The 17,055-nt window shown below is 72.0% G+C and carries 23 protein-coding genes; 3 read left to right on the top strand and 20 right to left on the bottom strand.

The features are described from left to right. Positions 1-8 precede the first annotated feature (8 nt). A complete protein-coding gene (locus DEJ43_RS09575; RefSeq protein WP_015033139.1) occupies positions 9-695 on the top strand; it encodes a DUF998 domain-containing protein in 687 nt (228 codons plus the stop codon). Further along, the gene (locus tag DEJ43_RS09570) at positions 692-1,510 is read left to right on the top strand and encodes an alpha/beta fold hydrolase (RefSeq protein WP_015033138.1); all 819 of its coding nucleotides are present in this window, start codon (positions 692-694) and stop codon (positions 1,508-1,510) included. The genes DEJ43_RS09575 and DEJ43_RS09570 overlap by 4 nt, the downstream gene beginning before the upstream one ends. On the opposite strand, the gene DEJ43_RS09565 is transcribed toward DEJ43_RS09570, so the two are convergent. The 4 genes from DEJ43_RS09565 to DEJ43_RS09550 all read right to left on the bottom strand — a co-directional run bounded on the left by DEJ43_RS09565 (position 1,495) and on the right by DEJ43_RS09550 (position 3,769). Continuing rightward, complete coding sequence (locus DEJ43_RS09565) at positions 1,495-1,914, bottom strand: CBS domain-containing protein (protein ID WP_015033137.1); 420 nt, start codon at positions 1,912-1,914, stop codon at positions 1,495-1,497. The genes DEJ43_RS09570 and DEJ43_RS09565 overlap by 16 nt on opposite strands. Before the next feature lie 123 nt (positions 1,915-2,037). Then, entirely contained in the window at positions 2,038-2,706 is a 669-nt protein-coding gene (locus tag DEJ43_RS09560) for a DUF305 domain-containing protein (RefSeq protein WP_015033136.1), read from the bottom strand. Beyond that, positions 2,703-3,350 (bottom strand): DUF3105 domain-containing protein, encoded by a 648-nt coding sequence (locus DEJ43_RS09555; RefSeq protein WP_015033135.1) that lies wholly within the window; start codon positions 3,348-3,350, stop codon positions 2,703-2,705. Before DEJ43_RS09555 ends, DEJ43_RS09560 begins: the two co-directional genes overlap by 4 nt. Positions 3,351-3,424: 74 nt before the next feature. After that, positions 3,425-3,769 (bottom strand): hypothetical protein, encoded by a 345-nt coding sequence (locus tag DEJ43_RS09550; RefSeq protein WP_224272680.1) that lies wholly within the window; start codon positions 3,767-3,769, stop codon positions 3,425-3,427. A gap of 293 nt (positions 3,770-4,062) precedes the next feature. Between DEJ43_RS09550 and DEJ43_RS09545 the strand changes: the two genes are divergently transcribed. After that, positions 4,063-5,424, top strand: coding sequence for a glutamine synthetase family protein (locus tag DEJ43_RS09545; protein ID WP_015033133.1), 1,362 nt, complete (start codon positions 4,063-4,065; stop codon positions 5,422-5,424). Between the two features lie 75 nt (positions 5,425-5,499). Here DEJ43_RS09545 and DEJ43_RS09540 read toward each other — a convergent pair whose 3' ends face one another. The 16 genes from DEJ43_RS09540 to DEJ43_RS09465 form a co-directional block, all read right to left on the bottom strand. After that, positions 5,500-6,765 (bottom strand): tyrosine-type recombinase/integrase, encoded by a 1,266-nt coding sequence (locus tag DEJ43_RS09540; protein ID WP_015033132.1) that lies wholly within the window; start codon positions 6,763-6,765, stop codon positions 5,500-5,502. Positions 6,766-6,845: 80 nt separating this feature from the next. Then, positions 6,846-7,067, bottom strand: a complete 222-nt coding sequence (locus DEJ43_RS09535; protein WP_015033131.1) for a helix-turn-helix transcriptional regulator — start codon at positions 7,065-7,067, stop codon at positions 6,846-6,848. A 433-nt stretch (positions 7,068-7,500) separates the two neighbouring features. Further along, positions 7,501-8,976: a hypothetical protein gene (locus tag DEJ43_RS09530; RefSeq protein ID WP_015033130.1), complete on the bottom strand. Its 1,476-nt coding sequence runs from the start codon at positions 8,974-8,976 to the stop codon at positions 7,501-7,503. Between the two features lies 1 nt (position 8,977). Then, a complete protein-coding gene (locus DEJ43_RS09525) occupies positions 8,978-9,817 on the bottom strand; it encodes a bifunctional DNA primase/polymerase (protein ID WP_015033129.1) in 840 nt (279 codons plus the stop codon). A gap of 129 nt (positions 9,818-9,946) precedes the next feature. Further along, positions 9,947-10,225 carry a hypothetical protein gene (locus tag DEJ43_RS09520; RefSeq protein WP_015033128.1) on the bottom strand — a complete coding sequence of 93 codons (279 nt, stop codon included), beginning with the start codon at positions 10,223-10,225 and terminating at the stop codon, positions 9,947-9,949. Between the two features lie 9 nt (positions 10,226-10,234). Next, the gene (locus tag DEJ43_RS09515; RefSeq protein WP_015033127.1) at positions 10,235-10,423 is read right to left on the bottom strand and encodes a hypothetical protein; all 189 of its coding nucleotides are present in this window, start codon (positions 10,421-10,423) and stop codon (positions 10,235-10,237) included. Between the two features lie 23 nt (positions 10,424-10,446). After that, the gene (locus tag DEJ43_RS09510) at positions 10,447-10,698 is read right to left on the bottom strand and encodes a hypothetical protein (RefSeq protein ID WP_015033126.1); all 252 of its coding nucleotides are present in this window, start codon (positions 10,696-10,698) and stop codon (positions 10,447-10,449) included. A gap of 141 nt (positions 10,699-10,839) precedes the next feature. Next, positions 10,840-13,026, bottom strand: coding sequence for a cell division protein FtsK (locus tag DEJ43_RS09505; protein ID WP_015033125.1), 2,187 nt, complete (start codon positions 13,024-13,026; stop codon positions 10,840-10,842). 83 nt (positions 13,027-13,109) lie between these two features. Further along, on the bottom strand, positions 13,110-13,313 hold the full coding sequence (locus tag DEJ43_RS09500; RefSeq protein ID WP_015033124.1) for a DUF6257 family protein: 204 nt from the start codon (positions 13,311-13,313) through the stop codon (positions 13,110-13,112). A gap of 82 nt (positions 13,314-13,395) precedes the next feature. Then, on the bottom strand, positions 13,396-13,773 hold the full coding sequence (locus tag DEJ43_RS09495; RefSeq protein WP_015033123.1) for a DUF6251 family protein: 378 nt from the start codon (positions 13,771-13,773) through the stop codon (positions 13,396-13,398). A 13-nt stretch (positions 13,774-13,786) separates the two neighbouring features. Beyond that, on the bottom strand, positions 13,787-14,029 hold the full coding sequence (locus DEJ43_RS09490) for a hypothetical protein (protein ID WP_015033122.1): 243 nt from the start codon (positions 14,027-14,029) through the stop codon (positions 13,787-13,789). 21 nt (positions 14,030-14,050) lie between these two features. After that, positions 14,051-14,386: an RRQRL motif-containing zinc-binding protein gene (locus DEJ43_RS09485; protein ID WP_015033121.1), complete on the bottom strand. Its 336-nt coding sequence runs from the start codon at positions 14,384-14,386 to the stop codon at positions 14,051-14,053. Then, positions 14,383-15,519: a hypothetical protein gene (locus DEJ43_RS09480; protein ID WP_015033120.1), complete on the bottom strand. Its 1,137-nt coding sequence runs from the start codon at positions 15,517-15,519 to the stop codon at positions 14,383-14,385. The genes DEJ43_RS09485 and DEJ43_RS09480 overlap by 4 nt, the downstream gene beginning before the upstream one ends. Then, positions 15,516-15,782: a DUF6284 family protein gene (locus DEJ43_RS09475; RefSeq protein ID WP_015033119.1), complete on the bottom strand. Its 267-nt coding sequence runs from the start codon at positions 15,780-15,782 to the stop codon at positions 15,516-15,518. Before DEJ43_RS09475 ends, DEJ43_RS09480 begins: the two co-directional genes overlap by 4 nt. A 214-nt stretch (positions 15,783-15,996) precedes the next feature. Further along, positions 15,997-16,194 (bottom strand): hypothetical protein, encoded by a 198-nt coding sequence (locus DEJ43_RS09470; protein ID WP_015033118.1) that lies wholly within the window; start codon positions 16,192-16,194, stop codon positions 15,997-15,999. Positions 16,195-16,283: 89 nt separating this feature from the next. Beyond that, positions 16,284-16,742 (bottom strand): hypothetical protein, encoded by a 459-nt coding sequence (locus DEJ43_RS09465; RefSeq protein ID WP_015033117.1) that lies wholly within the window; start codon positions 16,740-16,742, stop codon positions 16,284-16,286. Between the last annotated feature and the right edge of the window lie 313 nt (positions 16,743-17,055).

The following is a 17,055-nucleotide window of genomic DNA, read 5'->3' as shown; positions in this document are numbered from 1 at the left end:
CACCCACCATGCCCGGAAACGTGACGCGCGCCTCGGCCGCCCTGCTCGCCCTCGGCGCGCTCGCGTACACCGCGTGGGTCCTCGAAGTCCTCGTCAGGACCGGGCTCGACCCGGTCCGGACGTACGTCTCCGAACTCGCCGCCGCCGACCAGCCGCTGGGCGCCTTCTTCCGGACCACCGACCTGGTGTCCGGCGCGCTGGTCCTCGCCGGGGCCGTCCTCGGCGCCATCGGCACCCGGCGGCCCGGCCGGCCCTGGGCGCTGCTCGGCTGGGGCGCGCTCGCCCTCTTCGGGGCCGCCACCGTCGCCGACTCGCGCCTGCCGCTCAGCTGCGCCGCGACCGCCGACCCCGCATGCGCGGCCCGCGAGACCGCCGGACTCGTGCCCGCCACCCATACGGCCCACGCCGTCAGCTCCGGTCTCGCCATGACCGGCGCCCTCGTCGCCCTGGTCGCCCTGACCCTCGCCGCCCGCCGCTACGGCCGCTGGCCGCCCCTCGCCCGCACCGGCCCGGTCGTCGTCGCCCTGGAGCTCGCCGCCACCGTCTGGACCCTCGCCGCCGTCGCCGCCTTCGAGGCCGGGCACGGCACCTGGGCGCTCGGCGCGGCCCAGCGGGCCCAGGTGCTCCTCCTCGCCGGGTGGCTCGCCCTCCTCGCCTACTCCCTCGCGACCACCGCGCCCGAGGAGACACCATGACCTTCGAGGGGTTCCGCCGGATCGGCGGCGTCGCCCACCACGTCCTCGTCGACGGCTCGGGGCCCGTCTGCGTGCTGAGCGCGGGACTCGGCCTGAGCTGGTTCGACTGGGACCCCGTCGTCCCGCTCCTCGCCCGGCACCGTACGGTCGTCCGCTTCGACCGCCCCGGACACGGCCTCTCCCAGCCCGCCGCCGGACCGCCCACCGCCGCCGGCGAGGCCCACCGGATCGCCGCCGTCCTCGACGCCCTGGAAGTCCCCGGGCCCGCCACCGTCGTGGGGCACTCCATCGCCGGGTTCCACGCCGAGGCCTTCGCCCGGCTCCACCCCGACCGGACCGCCGCCCTGCTGCTCGTCGACCCCTCCGTCGAGGAACACCCCCGCACGCCCCGCGCCCCCGGAGCCGTCACGGGCGCCCTCGGAGCCGTACTCTCCGCCGCCGGAGTCCCCGCCGCCCTCGGCCCGGCGGTCCGCCGCGCCGCCGTCCGCCACGACCCGGCCCCCGCCGCCCTCGTCCGCCGCGTCTACCGCACCTCACGGGTGCTGCGCGGCACCCTCCTGGAGAACGCCCACTACGGAGCCGTCGCCGCCCAGCTCCTCGGCCTGCGCGCCGGCCACCCGCTCCCGCCCCGACTCCCCGTCACCGTCCTCGCCGCGCCCGACGGCTCCGCCCGCTGGGAGCGCCGCCAGCGCGCACTGGCCCGCCGGCTCGGCGCCCGCTACGAGGCGGCCGAGCCGTCGGGCCATCTGGTCATGCTGGACCGCCCCGACGCGGTCGCGGACGCGGTCCTGCGCCCGGCTCAGGACGGCGCGTAGACGCTCTCGCAGAACGCCTTCAGCTGCTCGTCCGACAGGTGCTGGGCCAGATCCGCCTCGCTGATCATGCCGACCAGACGCTTGTCCTCGATGACGGGAAGGCGCCGGATCTGGTGGCCCTGCATCTCCTCCAGGACCGCCCCCACGTCCGCGCCCGACTCGACCCAGCGCGGGGTGCCCTTGCACATCTCACCGCAGGTCGTCCGCGCCGGGTCGTGGCCCATGGCCACACAGCCGACCACGATGTCGCGGTCCGTGATGATGCCGCAGAGCCGTTCGTTCTCGTCGGCGACGGGCAGTGCGCCCACGTTCAGATTGCGCATCAGCTGGGCGGCGCGGTCGAGCGTCTCGTGTGCCGGGATCCACTGGGCCCCGGGATGCATGATGTCCTTCGCCGTGGTCATGGGGTGCGTACCTTTCCTCGGACGTGGTCACACGTACGTCCCCGAGCCCACTCATTGTCGGCGCACGGCACGGCCCCCGCGACCGCAGCGGGTCACGGGGGCCGGCCGGGAACACCGTCCCGCTCAGGCGCCGCGCTTCCTCAGCATGTCCGCCATCAGCAGCATCTCGGACTTCTGCGCGTCGACCATGCCCTGGGCGAGGCCGCGCTCGATCTCCACCGAGCACCTCTGGACACAGCCCTCGGCCATGTGGACCCCGCCCCTGTGGTGCTCCGTCATGAGCTTCAGGTACAGGACCTCGGCCTCGCGGCCACTGGCCTTCCGCAACTCGTCCAGCTGCGCGTTGGTCGCCATGCCCGGCATGAGGGCCCCGTCGAGCGGACCGGTGTCGCCGGAGCCGCCCATGCCCATCCAGGTCATCGGCTCGACGCCGGACTCGACCTTGGGCAGCCCCCACAGGTCGAGCCAGCCGAGCATCATGCCCCGCTGGTTGGCCTGGGTGTTGGCGATGTCGTACGCGAGGCGGCGCACCTCCTCGTCCTGGGTGCGGTCCCGGACGATGAACGACATCTCGACGGCCTGCTGGTGGTGGACGGCCATGTCACGGGCGAAACCGGCGTCCGCGGACAGCGACGTGGGCGTCCGCGGGGCCTCCTCCCGCTCGGCGGAGGCGACGGTGACCGCGCCCCCGGCGAAGAGCAGCGCGAGCGCGACGGCGGTGACCGCCGCCCACCGCGTCCGGTCCGTACGCCGGGAGGGTTCCGGCGCCGGGAACTCCTCGTCCGCGCTCACTGGGCGAGCCCGCCGGTGCAGGCCGCACCGGGCTCGGGGGTCTGCGTACCCTGCACGTACTTGGTGAAGAAGGCGTCGATCCGCGGGTCGCTCGCGTTGTCCACGGTGACCTGCTTGCCCCAGGCGGAGAGCATGATGGCGCCGGCCTGGTCGTCCACCGGGCTCATCAGCGTGTACTTCGTCTTGCCGACCTTCTCCTCGAGCTTCTTCACGTCGTCGGCGGCGGCCTTCTTGTTGTACGTCACCCAGACGGCGCCGTGCTCCAGCGAGTGCACCGCGTTCACCTCGGCGATGGCCTTCTTGTAGACCACGCCGTCGCAGTTCATCCAGACCGGGTGGTGGTCACCGCCGACCGGCGGCTTCATGTCGTACTTCACGGCCGTCTCGACGTGGTTGCGGCCGAGCTTCGCGGCGTCCCACGACTTCTCGGCGGCGATCGGCGCCTTCGCGGCGGCGTCCTTCTTGTCCTGCTCGTCGGACTTCTTCATCAGCACGAAGGTGCCGAAGCCGACGAGACCCAGGACGACGACGCCCGAGATGCCGATCGTGATGAGGCGGTTGCGGCGCTCACGGGCCTGCTCGGCGCGGCGCATCTCCTCTATTCGGGCGCGGCGGTCGGCGTTGGCGGAGCTCTTGGCGGCCATGGTGATGTCGTCCTTCTTCAGGGATGGGGTGGAGTTCGGGGGTGGACGTGCGGGGGCGGGGACGCCCGCCGCCGCTACGTCCGGAGAACTTGAAGGACGTGCAGATCCGGCGCGCGCGGCCGGACGCCGGCGCGACGCGCGGGGCCGTCACCGGAGGGCGGGTCGAGGCGCGGCAGGCCGTCCGCCGCGTGCAGCGGCGGGTCGAGCGGGGGCGCGCTGAGCACCGCGGGGGAGAGCGAGGGGAAGAGCGAGCAGCCGCCGCGGTCGTACGGGCAGACGTACTCGGCGGTGGCCGCGGACACCGGGTGCGTGGCCCGGGCCGCCGCGGAGGGCGCGGCCTCGTGATGCCGCTCCGGCCCCGAGCCCAGACAGAAGAAGAGCGCGGCGAGGAGCGTCGCCACGGCACTCACCAGTGCCATGGGACGCGCGTGCCGGGACGGGCGTACGAGCCGTGGGGCCCCCATGGGCCGAGATCGTAGTGGGCGCGGGGCCTCCGTGGGCCGAACGGGGTACCACTCGGTACCGGCGGGCGGGCGGCGGAGGGGCGTACGGATACCCGGACGCGGCCGTTCCCGCGTTACCTGAGTCACACCCGAGCAGGCACTATGGGTGTGCAACGTGCGCGAAACCATGTGGTGGGATGCTCAGGTGCCCCCCGATGTGCCCGAGGCGGTGGGAGCAGGCGGCCTGACCAGCGAGGATGGGTGTGGAAATGGACAAGCAGCAGGAATTCGTGCTCCGTACGCTCGAGGAGCGCGACATCCGCTTCGTACGCCTGTGGTTCACCGACGTGCTCGGTTTCCTCAAGTCGGTGGCCGTGGCGCCCGCCGAGCTGGAGCAGGCCTTCGACGAGGGCATCGGCTTCGACGGCTCCGCGATCGAGGGCTTCGCCCGCGTCTACGAGTCGGACATGATCGCCAAGCCCGACCCGGGGACCTTCCAGATCCTGCCGTGGCGCGCCGAGGCACCGGGCACGGCCCGGATGTTCTGCGACATCCTCATGCCCGACGGCTCGCCGTCCTTCGCGGACCCCCGGTACGTCCTGAAGCGGGCCCTGGCCAAGACCTCGGACCTGGGCTTCACCTTCTACACCCACCCCGAGATCGAGTTCTTCCTGCTGAAGGACAAGCCGCTGGACGGCACCCGCCCCACCCCGGCGGACAACTCGGGCTACTTCGACCACACCCCGCAGAACGTGGGCATGGACTTCCGCCGCCAGGCGATCACGATGCTCGAATCGATGGGCATCTCGGTGGAGTTCAGCCACCACGAGGGCGCGCCGGGCCAGCAGGAGATCGACCTGCGGTACGCGGACGCGCTGTCCACGGCCGACAACATCATGACCTTCCGCCTGGTCATGAAGCAGGTCGCGCTGGAGCAGGGCGTCCAGGCCACCTTCATGCCGAAGCCGTTCTCGGACTACCCCGGCTCGGGCATGCACACCCACCTGTCGCTCTTCGAGGGCGACCGGAACGCCTTCTACGAGTCGGGCGCCGAGTACCAGCTGTCGAAGGTCGGCCGCTCCTTCATCGCGGGCCTCCTGAAGCACGCGGGCGAGATCTCCGCCGTCACCAACCAGTGGGTCAACTCCTACAAGCGCATCTGGGGCGGCTCGTCCCGCACCGCCGGCTCGGGCGGCGAGGCCCCCTCGTACATCTGCTGGGGCCACAACAACCGTTCCGCCCTCATCCGCGTCCCCATGTACAAGCCGGGCAAGACGGGCTCGTCCCGCGTCGAGGTCCGCTCCATCGACTCGGGCGCCAACCCGTACCTGACCTACGCGGTCCTCCTCGCCGCCGGCCTCAAGGGCATCGAGGAGGGCTACGAACTCCCGGCGGGCGCCGACGACGACGTCTGGGCCCTCTCCGACGCGGAGCGCCGCGCGATGGGCATCGAACCGCTCCCGCAGAACCTGGGCGAGGCGATCGCCCTGATGGAGAAGAGCGAACTGGTCGCGGAGACCCTCGGCGAGCACGTCTTCGACTTCTTCCTCCGCAACAAGAAGCAGGAGTGGGAGGAGTACCGCTCCGAGGTCACCGCCTTCGAACTGCGGAAGAACCTGCCGGTGCTGTAGGCGCAGGTCAGAGCGGGTAGAGCTTGGAACTGGCGATCAGGGCCGACGGCGGCGAACCGTCGGCCCTGACCCGTCTCACTCGCCCTGGGCCGTCCCTGGGCCGTCAGGGGCGGAACCGGGCCCCTCATAGAGTCCGTCCACGGCCCGTCGGGCCCGCCCGTCGCTGCTCGGCATCAGGTGCGTGTAGACCCGGAGCGTGAACCCGGGGTCGCCGTGACCGAGGTACGTGCTGAGGGCCTTGATGTTCTCGCCGGCGTCGAGGAGCACGGACGCGTAGAAGTGCCGCAGCGCGTGCATTCCGTGCTCGCGGGCCGCCTGGTGCCGCTCGCCCTCCTTGGGCTCCGGAATGACGCCGGCCCGGACGAGGGCGAGCTTCCACACACGGGTGTTGAAGTCGGTCCGCCGCACGGCGCCGCCGCCGGTGAGTGAGAAGAACAGCCGCTTCGTGACGAGTGGTCCGTCCGGCTTCAGCCACGGCAGGGAGACGTCGACGGGTGGGAATTCCTCGGCGTGCTCGCGGAGAACGCGGGCGACCTGACGGGGGAGCGGGACGTCCCGCTCCTTTCCGCGCTTCGGCGGGCCGAAGACGAGATGCCCGTTGACGACCTTCACCTGATTCGCGACGTGGAGCCAGCCGGTGTCGAACCTGACGTGCTCCTCGGCCAGGCCGAAGATCTCGCCTTGGCGGAGACCGCAACCGCCGCCGACGTCGACCATCGCCTGATAGCGCTTGGGGAGCGCCGCGCGAATGGCGAACACCCGCTCCGGTGTCCACGGCCTTACCCGGGGATCACCAGGCGCCGGCGCCCGGACCGAACGGGACCTGCACGGGTTCTTGGCGAGCAGCTCGTCGTCCACGGCCGCAGCGAGCACGGCCGAGACGCTTGCGAAGATGACCCGGCGGTACGAGGAGACGGGCAGGGGCTTCTCCAGTGCCGCGAGCCACTCGCGGATGTGCTCGGGCCGGAACGAGTCGATCGGCCGCGTCCCGAGGTACGGGAACGCGTGCAGCCGAAGGTGGACGCCCACCGTCGTGCGTGTCGTCGGGTCCGTGGTCTGGGAGGCGAGCCACTTCTCGCCGTACTGCCGGAACGTGATCCGCCCGGCGGACGGATCGATGTACCGCCCCCGGGACATGTCGGCCTCGGTGGTGGAGAGCCACTTCTCGGCGAGCCGCTTCTTCTTGTTCGGGAAGCTCTTGGACTTCTCGGTGCCGTCGGGGCCGATGTAGCGGGCCCGATAACGCATGCCGATGCCGTAGCGGTCGGTCTTGACCCGGCGCTCCTTGCCGTCGGCGTCGGTCTCGGTCTTGTACCAGCGGTCCTGCACGTGGCCGGCCATGGGTGGCTGCGGTTCCTTTCGACGTACGGGAAGGCCCGTGCCGCCCTGGTTGGGGACGGCACGGGCCGGTGCGGGACGGGTCAGGCGGCGGCGTCGAACTCGCTCTGCTGGGCTACCCACGCTCGGACGGCGGCGGGGTCGTAGCGGACGTGCCGACCCACGCGGAATCCGGGCGGTCCGGTGCGCTGCTTGCGCCAGTGGTAGACGGTCTCCAGGGGGACGCCGAACAGCTCGGCGATGTCGTCGGGGGTGAGGTAACGGTCGGGGAGTCCCGCCCGCAGGGCGGTGACGGCGGATGCCATGGGCGGCTGTCCTCTCGGGTGTGTCCGAGGTCGGGATTTCTGCGTCATCGCGTCATTCGCGTCACTCGGCCGTCTGACCTGCGGGTTTCAGTGACGCAGGGGTCCTTGGTCTGCGTCATTGGTGACGCGGGGGCCCGTCACCGAGGTGACGTGGGTGACGCGGAATGACGCAGACTTTGGCGTCTGCGTCACCGCTGTAGCAGCAGGTCAGGTGCCGTTTGGGGCCGCCTGTGACACAGGTGACGCAGCGTTTCTCTCTTAGGAAAAGAGAGGGGCGGGTGTCTGTGGTTGTGCGCGCCTCAGGGCGTGAAGAAGGAGCCGCTGCGCGGCACGACCATTGAGCGGCGGCGAGCCGCCGAAGAACAAGAGGAGCACCGCTGCGCCGGGGCGGGCCCGTGCTCCTCTTGCTTGTGCGGCGGCCCGTGCGGCCGGTCTAGAACATCCCGCCCTGCTCGCCGGGCGACGGTTGCGGCGGGCGGGCCATCTCGATGTAGCGGGCGGTCTTGGTGCGGCCCCAGTCGATGACGACGCCGCGGGCGGCCAGGACGGGCTGGAGGCGCTTGAGGCGGTCGGAGAGGACTTTGCCGGTGGTCGGCCAGCCCTTGGGGGCGGGCCGCAGGCCTTCGCGGGTGTAGAGCTGGGTGAGGCAGTGCAGCCACTCGGACGACGTCATCCTCACGTCCGCGCCCGGCTCGATGCCGGCGGCGTGGTCGAGGACGGTCTGGGCGAGCACGTCGCCCTCGATGACGTCGTCGTTGAGGTCGTCCAGGCTGGCCCGGTAGGCGTCCAGCGCGCCGAAGCCGGTGGCGGTGTCGAGCTGGGCACACAGGTGGGCGAAGTCGGCCATGCGCAGGTCGGTGGGGATCTGGGCCTGGGCGGCGCGGACCTTGACGGTGAGGTCGAGCAGGGAGCCGAGGATGACGGGGAGGATCTCCTCGAACTCCGCCCACAGCTCCGCCTCGGTCCGCCGGACGCGGGGGCGCTCCAGGCGGAGGGGGAGGAGGCGTTCGGCGAGGTCGGGGCGGATGACGCCGACGTCGATGCCGGTCAGGAGCAGGGGCTTGCGGTAGCGGGAGCGCACGACGTCGCCGTCGGTGAACAGGGCCCGCTTGATGGTTTCGGCGCCGGTGACGATGCAGCACATCAGGTCCGAGAGGTCCGGGCCGAGGTGGGAGAGGTTGTCCAGGGCGGTGACCCACCCGGCCGCGACGGCCGCGATGAGGTTCTCCTCGTCCTTCGGCGCGCGGCGCAGGTCACTGGTCATGCCCTCGATGATCCGCAGCAGCATCCGGGCGCCGGTGGACTTGCCCGCGCCCTGCGGCCCGGTGAGGAACGGGGCGGGGACCGGCACGGACGGGCCCAGGCAGCCGATGAGCCAGGCGATCGCGAGGGACTCGGTCTGGGCGTTGGCGAAGTTGCACAGCCGCATCAGCAGGTCGATGCCCTTGCCGTCGGTGTCCTTGACCGGCAAGGGGAGTTCGCCGGTGAGCTGGGTGCGCCGCCAGCACACCTCCTGCGGGTCGGGGGTGAGGATGTCCCAGCCGGTGGGGTGGATGCGTACGGACTGGCCGTCGTTGCGGCCCAGGTCGAGCCAGGTCGCGCCGTCGAAGCCGGGGGCGACGCGGATGTGGACGGGCTGCACCTGCTCGGTGATGGCCAGTGCCTCGATCAAGTCGAGTGCCTCCTTCAGTGCGGTTCCGTTGAAGACGCCGTAGCCGTCCCTGAACAGGCCGACCATGAGTTCCTGGCGGTGGCTCCCGGTCGTTCCCTGGGAGCGGATGGGGCGGGCCACGGGGTGGCCGTTGCGCTGGGCGTAGACGGTGCCGTCGGCAGTGCGGAAGTACCGGAAATGGGCCTGCGCGTAGTTGGAGATGACCTCACGGGCCGGGCTCTTCTCGTCCTCGGACATCTCACATCCCCAGCACGGTCTGGGCATTGGTCCACGCGTCCGTGCAGTGCCGGGGGGACTCACCCTTGGCCTGCGCGGCGGTGAACAGGCGGCCGACGTGCGCCTCGGTGAGACAGCCGCACCGTCCGTGCGCGGACAGCACCGCGAGGAACGTGCGGTACACCGTGGCGTGGACCGCGCTCGTGGCGTCGGTGATGCGCTGCTCGGCCATGGCGATACCGCGCTCCAGGTAGGCGGGCGTCCGGTGGCGGCACGACCCGCCCCCGGCCGGCGCGGGCACCGCGACCGCACGGGGCGCGGGCCGGACGGCGGTGGGCGCCTTCTCGGCGAGCGCGCGCACCACGTCCGGCAGGTTCGTCAGGGTGCCGTTGCCTGGGCCGAGCCAGCGGGCGTAGGACATAAGGGACTTGAGGTCGACTCCGGGTCGGACGCCGTTCACCGACCGCATGGCGCCCCGGTAGATCCAGTGCTCCCCGCGCGTGGTGGCCACCGTCGCGGTGGGCGGCAGGGCGGCGCGGGCCCAGTCGACGGCGGCCGGGTTGTCGAGGTCGACCACGGTCACGTCGGCGCCGCCGGGGTGGTAGCCGATCGTCCGGGCGCGGCGCCAAGCAGCCGTCCACTGCGGGGAGGCGAGAACGGTCGAGTCGGTGGTGGCGGCGGCCCAGCCGTGGCACGGCCACGGGCAGACACACGGCCCGGGGGTGGCCATGTTCGGCCGGCCGCCGCAGGCCAGGTCCTCACACTCGGGGCAGTTCCCGAACGGGCGCTTGTCGGCCCGCAGCGGCAGGACCGGCAGCCCGCTCTCGGCGAGGCCCAGGGCGGTGGTGGGGATGCTGTTCACGCGATCCCCTCGCGGTCTCGTCGGATCGGGGTCGGATGGGTCATGCTAGGTGTCTCCAGTTCTGTGAGAAGTGCTGGCAGGTGAGGGCGGCCCGAGGCTTTGGCGAGACGCGGGCCGCCCTCGGCGTTGCTAGAACGGCGGCTCGTCGCTGTAGCCGTTGCCCCACGGGTCGACGTGCGGCTGACGACGGCGAGGGAACCGAGGGAGCGGGAGGAGAACCCAGGAGCGGTCCTCGTCCCAGCAGGGGCACGGGTCCCACTCGGTGCCGACGTACTCGCCGGTCTCGTGGTCGCCGTAGTCGTAGGCGCGTCCGCCCTCGCCACCGCAGCGGGTGCAGCCAGGGCGGGGGGTGTCGGCCAGGACCAGGGCCGGACGGGGCCACGTGATGGGACGGATACGGAGACGCATGTGGGCTCCTCAGAGGTGGGAGAGGGCGTCGGCGAGGGAGGCGGTGAGCCGGTTGATGGGTTCGGCGGCGCCGGTGGAGGCGAGGAAGAACCCGAACCCGGCGGCGATGAACGCGGCGCCGCCGCTGAGGGTGCGAGAGCGCAGGAGGAAGAACAGGACGAGTCCGAAGAGCGCGACCATGGAGACGGTCACGGCCATGGCGGTACCTCCTTCGATGTGAGTCAGCGGGTGCCGGCGCGGTAGGTGGCGGTGGCACGGTTGTAGAGCCGGCGGCCGACGCGGATGCGCTTGCCGGTGGCGTGGCAGCGGCGGCAGTCCTTGCCGCGCTTGGGGCGTCCCTTGCGGTCGGTCCGGGTCAGGTGGCCCATGCCGTGGCAGGTGCGGCAGGTCCCGAACGGCGACGCCACACACTTCCCGGCATAACCGAGGGTGACGGCTAGCAGGCAGGCGATAGCGAGCAGGGCGGGGGTCATGAAGGGCCCTCCCAGGCGGTTTCCAGGGGTTTTCGCAGGTGGGCCGCTATCCGCTAGCGGCCTGATCAGAGCGGGTTTGGGGCGCTAGCGGGGCCGCTAACGTTAGCGGGGGTGGCCGCTAGCGCTAGCGGCCCCGGAGGGTCAGCTCGCGTCTCGCTTTCCGTCACGCTCCGCGACGGTGGTGGTGATGTGGGCGCGGGTGATGCCCCGCCGGTTGACGACCTTGCCCTCCACCCGGCGGCCGACCTGGACGGTGGTGATGCCGTGCGGCTTGAGGGCGGCGGCGAGCGCGTCGGGCTCCCATCCGCCGTAGACGTCGGGGCGCAGTTCGGCGAGGCGGGCGACGACGGTCTCGGACCACACCTTGGTCTCGGCGGCGGGGACGACGGCGAGGATGTCGGCGAGCAGGTCGTAGGCCGGGCCGGTCACGACCTCCGCCGCCTCCCCGGCCGCGTAGCCGGTGAGGAGTCCGGCCTTCTTGCGGGTGGTGCGGGCGCGGGCGGCGATCGCCTCGGCGCCGGGGGCGTCGACGTAGACGGAGGAGACGATCCTCGCGTCGGAGCCCTCGCCGACGAAGTAGTGGATGCCCTTGTCGCCCCAGGCGAACATCGTGGCCCGCACCCCGCGCTTGTAGGCGGAGGTGCCCAGGACCATGTCGTTCTCGGTCTGCCCCATGACCTTGAGACACCAGCGGGCGCCGGCGTTCGCCGAGATGCCCGTGGGCAGGGACTTCGCGTCGGGCCGCTGAGTGGCGAGCAGCAGCACGATCCCGGTGGCCGGGCCGCGCTTGACGAGGTCGGTGGCGATCTCCTCGAACTCCTTGCCGTGCGCGGGATGCTCGAAGAGCACCTGGCACTCGTCCACACCGATCACGACCGGGTGCAGGCCCAGGGAGGCCTTGTCCGCGAGCTGGGAGGTGACCTTGTTCTCCGGGCAGATGTCCCGGGGCAGGGAGCGGATCACCCCGGTGCGGCGGCGCAGTTCCTCACGCAGCGCGCGGAAGTCGGCGAGCGCGTACTCGATGGCCTCGTCGTCGTCGCCGGCGGCGTGCCGGTGGGAGACGGCGTTGCCGACCGGGTCGAGGTCGCCGGTGCCCTTCATGTCGTAGGTGTGCAGCTCGGCGCGCGGGTCGAGCGCGGCGATGAGCAGCAGCAGCCGCAGGAGGAACGTCTTGCCCATGCGGGGGATCGCGCCGATCACCCCCGCGATGTACATGAGGGTGACGTCGACCCAGCGTCCGCGCTGGTCGGTGCCGTACGCCACGGACTTGAACAGGTCCACAGACCCGGACTTGGCCAGCGGCCACGCGGGCTTCTTCGCTTTGGTCAGGTCCTGGTCGCCGACCCAGAGGACCATGCGGCCGGGGTGTTCCTCGGACGCGGGCTCGGGCCACACGCAGCCGAGCGGACGCCTGAGGCCGGAGGCGAGACGCTCGCGGCGCTCGATGACGTCGGTGACCGTGACGCCGTAGGGGAGGTTGCCCTCGGCACGCCAGCCGGGGCCGTCGCGGGTGATCGGGGCGGTGAACTCGAACCCGTCCCGCCCCTTGCCCTGCGCCTGGTTGATCGCCGGAATGCCGAGCGCTCCGAGCGCGCGGAGCACGATGTCGGAGGTCAGCCTGGCCGCCCGCGGCAGCTCCACCGCGCGGTGGGCGACCGGGCTGTCCGCCTTCCGGCCGGCCGCACCCAGGGCGAGCAGCACCGTGCCCACCGACACCGCCTGCACCCAGCCCGGGGCCAGGACGTAGACGGCGAGCGCGGTCATCAGACCGACGAACAGGGCGAGGGCGGCGATGATGCCGCGCAGTCGCACTCGGCTGTCGCGCTGTGCGGACAGCCGCAGGTACTCGGCGGCGTCCTCGCGCCGCACGGCGGCGAGCCGGACCGCCTCACCCTCGCGGTCGGTCACCCAGCGCATCGCACCGCCGACGAACCGGGCGGCGCCCACGGGCGATTGCAGCCCGAGCCGGGCCGCGTAGACCGGGGCGCGCAGCGCGTGGTATCCGACGGTGTGGGTGTAGTGGCGGGCCACCCACCCGGCGGCGGTGCGCAATTCAGCGGCCGACCGCAGCCAGACCGGAATCACGTCCCGGCGCTTGGCTCCGGCCAGTCGACCGAGGTAGCCCGGACCGGCCGCGACCGGGGTCGGCCGGTCGACCACCACCCGATCGGTCTCCGGCTCCTCCGGGTCGGCGATCGGGAGCGTCTCGCGGGCGGCGCGGGCCTTGTCCAGGTCGACCACATCGGCGTCGTGGTCGGCCCATTCATCGTCGGCCATCTCGGCTTCCAGCCGGGTGAACAGCTCGTGGTCGTCGTCGGGGTGCTTCACTGAAGGGTCCTCTCCTCGCGAGGGAACAGATGGGCCCGGGGCGGTCGGGATGCTTGGCGGCTGTCGGCCGCCCCGGGGCACAGCTACTTGCGCTTGGCGTCCTTCTCGGCGCGCTCGCGGGCGCCGTCGAGGATGCGGTCGACCTTCGCTTCCAGGTCGCCCTGGTAGACGGACTCGCCCGCCAGTCCCCGCTTGGCCATCCGGCCGACGTACCAGGCGAACTTCGCCTTCTCGCCGGTGGTGAGCGGGGGATGCTTCGGGTCGTACTCGTTCTTCTTGCCGGCCATGACGCGGACCCCTTCTGGGGCCGGGGCTGTCCCGACTCCCCACCCCCCCCGACCCGGTGGGCTGGGGGCGGGCAGGCAGCCGTCAGCGGCGCTTGCGCGTCTTGGCGAGGGTCTTGGCGGCGGCCTTGCCGTCCGTCCCACCGACCGACTTCACGACGGAGACGACGCCCCAGGCGAGGACTGCGGCGAGGAACGCGAGCAGGGCCAGGTTCGCGGCGATCGCGGTCAGCGCCCCGACCAGCAGCGGGCCGAAGTAGACCCCGGCGGCCACCGTGCCGGCGCCGATACCGGAGCCGAGCGCTATCCGCTGCACCGTCCGGTCCGGTGGCGCCTGGTGGATGTGCTGGTGGACCACGTGCGGCACGGCGTTGGGCTGGATAGAGGTGGGACGGTGGTCGGCGTACGTGTAGGTGCCGTCCGGGAGCTGCACGACTCGGACCGGCTCAGGGAGGTTGTTCATGACCGTGCTCCCTTCAGAGCCGATTGGGCTCCAAGGAGAAGAAGGCGACGTTGGCGCGGGCGTACTCAGGCAGCTCGGCCGTGACGTGCTTGCGCAGGAAGACGTACAGGTCGTGGCGCGTGTCCTTGGCGCCGGGGGTGATGGTGCCGGTCCACGTCGCCGCCATCCGACCGGGCAGATCCAGGGTCAGCACGTAGTGGTGCGTGCCCTGCTGCGGGACGGCGGGAGAGGCGTTCTGCACGGTGGTGCTGGACATGCTGGTCTCCTTCGATGCCGCTCAGGCGGCGGACGTCGCGGGGTAGGCGCAGGGGGTGCACATGCCGAGCGAGGGCGGGATGCGGTACCCGGCGTCCCGCCCGCACTCGGGGCAGACCCGCCGGGCGGCGTTCGCCCGCTCCAGCGCCGCCCACCGGGCCGGAGTCATCGGCCGGACCGGCGCAGCGAGGTCGATCTGGTAGAGGAAGGCGACCAGCGGTCCGCGCCGGCGGCGGGGGCGTTCGAGCTGGGCCACGACCGGCTGACCACCCGGGCGGAGCCCCAGCGCGCGGAGCTGCCGGAACGTCGCCAGCCCCTCCGGGGCGAGCCGCCACGGGTAGACGGGGAGGATGCTCATGCCGCGTCACCGCGCTCGCTCTTGAGGGTGTCGCGCAGCCAACGGCCCTTCTCCGGCGACGTCCGCACAGCCTTACGGATGCCATCGGCGGTCAACTGCTCCACCGGCCAGGACTCAGTCAACTGCCGCGCCTCGGAAAGCAGTTCATCCTTCGTTCGGCGCTGCTGAACCGATCGGGCGACCTGCGGAACGCGACCGGTCGCCCGGCGGCGAACCGGCTGCTCGGCGGCGACCGCCCGGACCGGCGCCCGACCGGTCGACTCCTCCACGGCGTTCCCCGAGATGCGCGGGGTGGGCTCTTCCTGCTCGCTCGGGGCGGCAGCGACCGGCGCCGGGTCCAGAGCGGGTACGGGCAGGTCAGAGGTAGACCGTTCTGTAATGTTCCGGGTAGATTCCTCCGCATTCGCGGAGTCGATCGGTCGGGTGGACCGGTCCACCTCCAGTTCGACCACCGGCGCAGCGGTACCGGCGGTCATGTTCGGGGCGACGGTGGTGGCGCCGAACATGGCGGCGAGGGCGGCATCGGCTCCGGCGGTGACCCGCTGCCGCTGGACGTCGAGCAGTCGATCGCCCAGCGCAAGGTCACCGACGCCGACCTTGCGGGCCAGCTTCCAGGACTTCTCCTCAGCCCGCTTGCGGACCTTCACGTCCGGGTGGTTCGCGGCCATCGCCTGATGGAAGGCGAGGGCCTGAACCACCCCGGCGGCGTGCGCTTCAGCCTCGGCGTCGCGGCCGTCGCGGTAGACCACGATCCGGCGGGCGAGGAACGCGGCGCCCTCGGCGGAAGCGGTCATGCCCATGGGGGTGAGGGCGTAGATGACCATCTCGCCGGGGGTCTTGGCGGCGGTGGCGGACATGGCCGACGCGGCGGCGGGCAGCGCCCACAGCCCCGCCCGGATCACGCGCGGCGAGGACTGCCCCAGCATCGTCAGCCCGAGCAGCACGATCGCCAGCACGGCGGTCGCACCCTCACCGGCCGCGACCGCACCGACCGCCGTCCCCGACCCGAACATCGTCGAGATGTTGGAGTAGGTCCCGACACCGCCGGCCACACCCGTGCCGAGCATCGGCACGAACGCGGCACCCAGCACGACCTTCTGCCCCCGGCTCAGGGGCTTGCCGGTGACGCTCATGCCGCCCCGCCCCTCAGCATCACGCCGGCGTGGTTGGTCAGGTCGCGGCGGGCCGCGAGGACCCGGTGGCGGGCCCGGCGCATGCGCCGCTCGTCCAGCACGGTGACCGGACGGTCCAGCATCCAGATCTCCACGTCGAGCAGGTCGACCTCCGCCAGGATCAGCGGGATCTCCTGCTCGATCGCGTCCAGCTCGGCGTTCGTCGGCTCACCGTCGAACGGGGCGGCCGTAACAACGGCCTGAAGTGCAGCGATGGACTTCATTGGGTGTGTTCCTCTCAGACAGGAACGGCCCGAACCGACCCCCCGGTGCTCCAACACCGGGGGGTCTCGCCGTTTGGAACCATCCGGCTCCCCTCAGCCCCGCCCGTACGGAACCCCAGGTGCGGGGGCCGGACGGGCAGGGGAGGCAACCGGCCGCAGCACGGCGGCTGCGAAGGGAAGGCGGCGAGACGCTCACGCCACCGGCACCGTGGGGTTACTTGCGGCGGAGCCAGCCGCCCTTGGTGTCGGTCCAGCCCCGGCTCTGGGCCTCGTCGATCATGCCGTTCAGTACCTCGTGGAACTCGCTCTCGCGCTTGCGGTTGCCGTCCTTGCGCGCCTGATCGGCGCAGTGGCTGGCCATCTCCATGCTCTGCTGGAGGTCGGCGTCCGATGCCTTCTTGAACCAGGCCATGTCTGTCTCCTTGTCGGGTGAAGCCGCAGGACGCGGCAGTGCCCCGGCCGGGAGTCGAACCCGGCCTGCCGACCATCGGGGCGGAAGGATCACAGCGCGGCGGCGGCCGCGTGAACGAGCTGGTCGGCCGCCTCGATCGCAGCGGCGCGGCGCGCGTTGAGGGTGTCGGCGTCCGGCGCGTGCCGCAGGGCGTAGACAGCGCTGGCAGCGGCCGACGCGGCGTCGGTCAGCGAGGGGGCGAGAATCCGCACGGCGGTGAGCGGGGCAGTGATCGCGGCCCGGGTGGCGTGACTCTCCGCCCGCGCCTGGTCGTACGCCGCCTCCTTCGCACCGGACAGCCGCAGGTCCTCGCGAACCCACATCGCCCGCCGGTGCTCCGACAGCGCCGCGACCAGATCCGTGACCGCGCCGAGCCGCTCGCGACGTAACTCGCCGGCCTGGACCTCGACACGCTCCTGGCGGGCCAGGCGCCGCTGAAGCACTCCGGCGACGATCGCGCCGAGCAGGGTCCCGAGAACGGCGATCACGCTGGTGACGAGAGCTTCCATGACATCTCCTTCAGAAAGTGGATGGGGTGTTCCGGCTCCCCTCGACCCCGCCCGTACGGAACCCCAGGTGCGGGGGCCGGACGGGCAGAGGAGGCAACCGGCCGCGACACGGAAGCGCCGCGAAGCGGTGGCGTGGATCAGATGTCTCCTCCGGGTGCGAACCCAAGGCGTATGGAGACGTGGCCTTTCGGCCTCAAGCCCTCCGGTTAATGACAAGGCGCCGGGTCGCCTCCCCCCGTCCAGTGCGGGGCTCCTGGTAGAGCACGCCTCAGCGAGCCCCTTCGGGCCGATCTGGTGCGCACCAGTAGATTGG

It is taken from the genome of Streptomyces venezuelae ATCC 10712 (genome assembly GCF_008639165.1).
Taxonomy (GTDB): domain Bacteria; phylum Actinomycetota; class Actinomycetes; order Streptomycetales; family Streptomycetaceae; genus Streptomyces; species Streptomyces venezuelae.
Note: the sequence above shows the minus strand (reverse complement) of the source record. Positions and strands in the feature narration are given on the sequence as shown.

What these genes read in the sequence shown, in the direction of transcription:
- DEJ43_RS09520 (WP_015033128.1), bottom strand. Translation starts at nt 10,225, where the DNA reads ATGCGTCTCCGTATCCGTCCCATCACGTGGCCCCGTCCGGCCCTGGTC.
- DEJ43_RS09535 (WP_015033131.1), bottom strand. Translation starts at nt 7,067, where the DNA reads ATGGCATCCGCCGTCACCGCCCTGCGGGCGGGACTCCCCGACCGTTAC.
- DEJ43_RS09495 (WP_015033123.1), bottom strand. Translation starts at nt 13,773, where the DNA reads ATGAACAACCTCCCTGAGCCGGTCCGAGTCGTGCAGCTCCCGGACGGC.
- DEJ43_RS09490 (WP_015033122.1), bottom strand. Translation starts at nt 14,029, where the DNA reads ATGTCCAGCACCACCGTGCAGAACGCCTCTCCCGCCGTCCCGCAGCAG.
- DEJ43_RS09485 (WP_015033121.1), bottom strand. Translation starts at nt 14,386, where the DNA reads ATGAGCATCCTCCCCGTCTACCCGTGGCGGCTCGCCCCGGAGGGGCTG.
- DEJ43_RS09475 (WP_015033119.1), bottom strand. Translation starts at nt 15,782, where the DNA reads ATGAAGTCCATCGCTGCACTTCAGGCCGTTGTTACGGCCGCCCCGTTC.
- DEJ43_RS09545 (WP_015033133.1), top strand. Translation starts at nt 4,063, where the DNA reads ATGGACAAGCAGCAGGAATTCGTGCTCCGTACGCTCGAGGAGCGCGAC.
- DEJ43_RS09565 (WP_015033137.1), bottom strand. Translation starts at nt 1,914, where the DNA reads ATGACCACGGCGAAGGACATCATGCATCCCGGGGCCCAGTGGATCCCG.
- DEJ43_RS09510 (WP_015033126.1), bottom strand. Translation starts at nt 10,698, where the DNA reads ATGACCCCCGCCCTGCTCGCTATCGCCTGCCTGCTAGCCGTCACCCTC.
- DEJ43_RS09530 (WP_015033130.1), bottom strand. Translation starts at nt 8,976, where the DNA reads ATGTCCGAGGACGAGAAGAGCCCGGCCCGTGAGGTCATCTCCAACTAC.
- DEJ43_RS09570 (WP_015033138.1), top strand. Translation starts at nt 692, where the DNA reads ATGACCTTCGAGGGGTTCCGCCGGATCGGCGGCGTCGCCCACCACGTC.
- DEJ43_RS09555 (WP_015033135.1), bottom strand. Translation starts at nt 3,350, where the DNA reads ATGGCCGCCAAGAGCTCCGCCAACGCCGACCGCCGCGCCCGAATAGAG.
- DEJ43_RS09515 (WP_015033127.1), bottom strand. Translation starts at nt 10,423, where the DNA reads ATGGCCGTGACCGTCTCCATGGTCGCGCTCTTCGGACTCGTCCTGTTC.
- DEJ43_RS09575 (WP_015033139.1), top strand. Translation starts at nt 9, where the DNA reads ATGCCCGGAAACGTGACGCGCGCCTCGGCCGCCCTGCTCGCCCTCGGC.
- DEJ43_RS09480 (WP_015033120.1), bottom strand. Translation starts at nt 15,519, where the DNA reads ATGAGCGTCACCGGCAAGCCCCTGAGCCGGGGGCAGAAGGTCGTGCTG.
- DEJ43_RS09540 (WP_015033132.1), bottom strand. Translation starts at nt 6,765, where the DNA reads ATGGCCGGCCACGTGCAGGACCGCTGGTACAAGACCGAGACCGACGCC.
- DEJ43_RS09465 (WP_015033117.1), bottom strand. Translation starts at nt 16,742, where the DNA reads ATGGAAGCTCTCGTCACCAGCGTGATCGCCGTTCTCGGGACCCTGCTC.
- DEJ43_RS09550 (WP_224272680.1), bottom strand. Translation starts at nt 3,769, where the DNA reads ATGGCACTGGTGAGTGCCGTGGCGACGCTCCTCGCCGCGCTCTTCTTC.
- DEJ43_RS09500 (WP_015033124.1), bottom strand. Translation starts at nt 13,313, where the DNA reads ATGGCCGGCAAGAAGAACGAGTACGACCCGAAGCATCCCCCGCTCACC.
- DEJ43_RS09470 (WP_015033118.1), bottom strand. Translation starts at nt 16,194, where the DNA reads ATGGCCTGGTTCAAGAAGGCATCGGACGCCGACCTCCAGCAGAGCATG.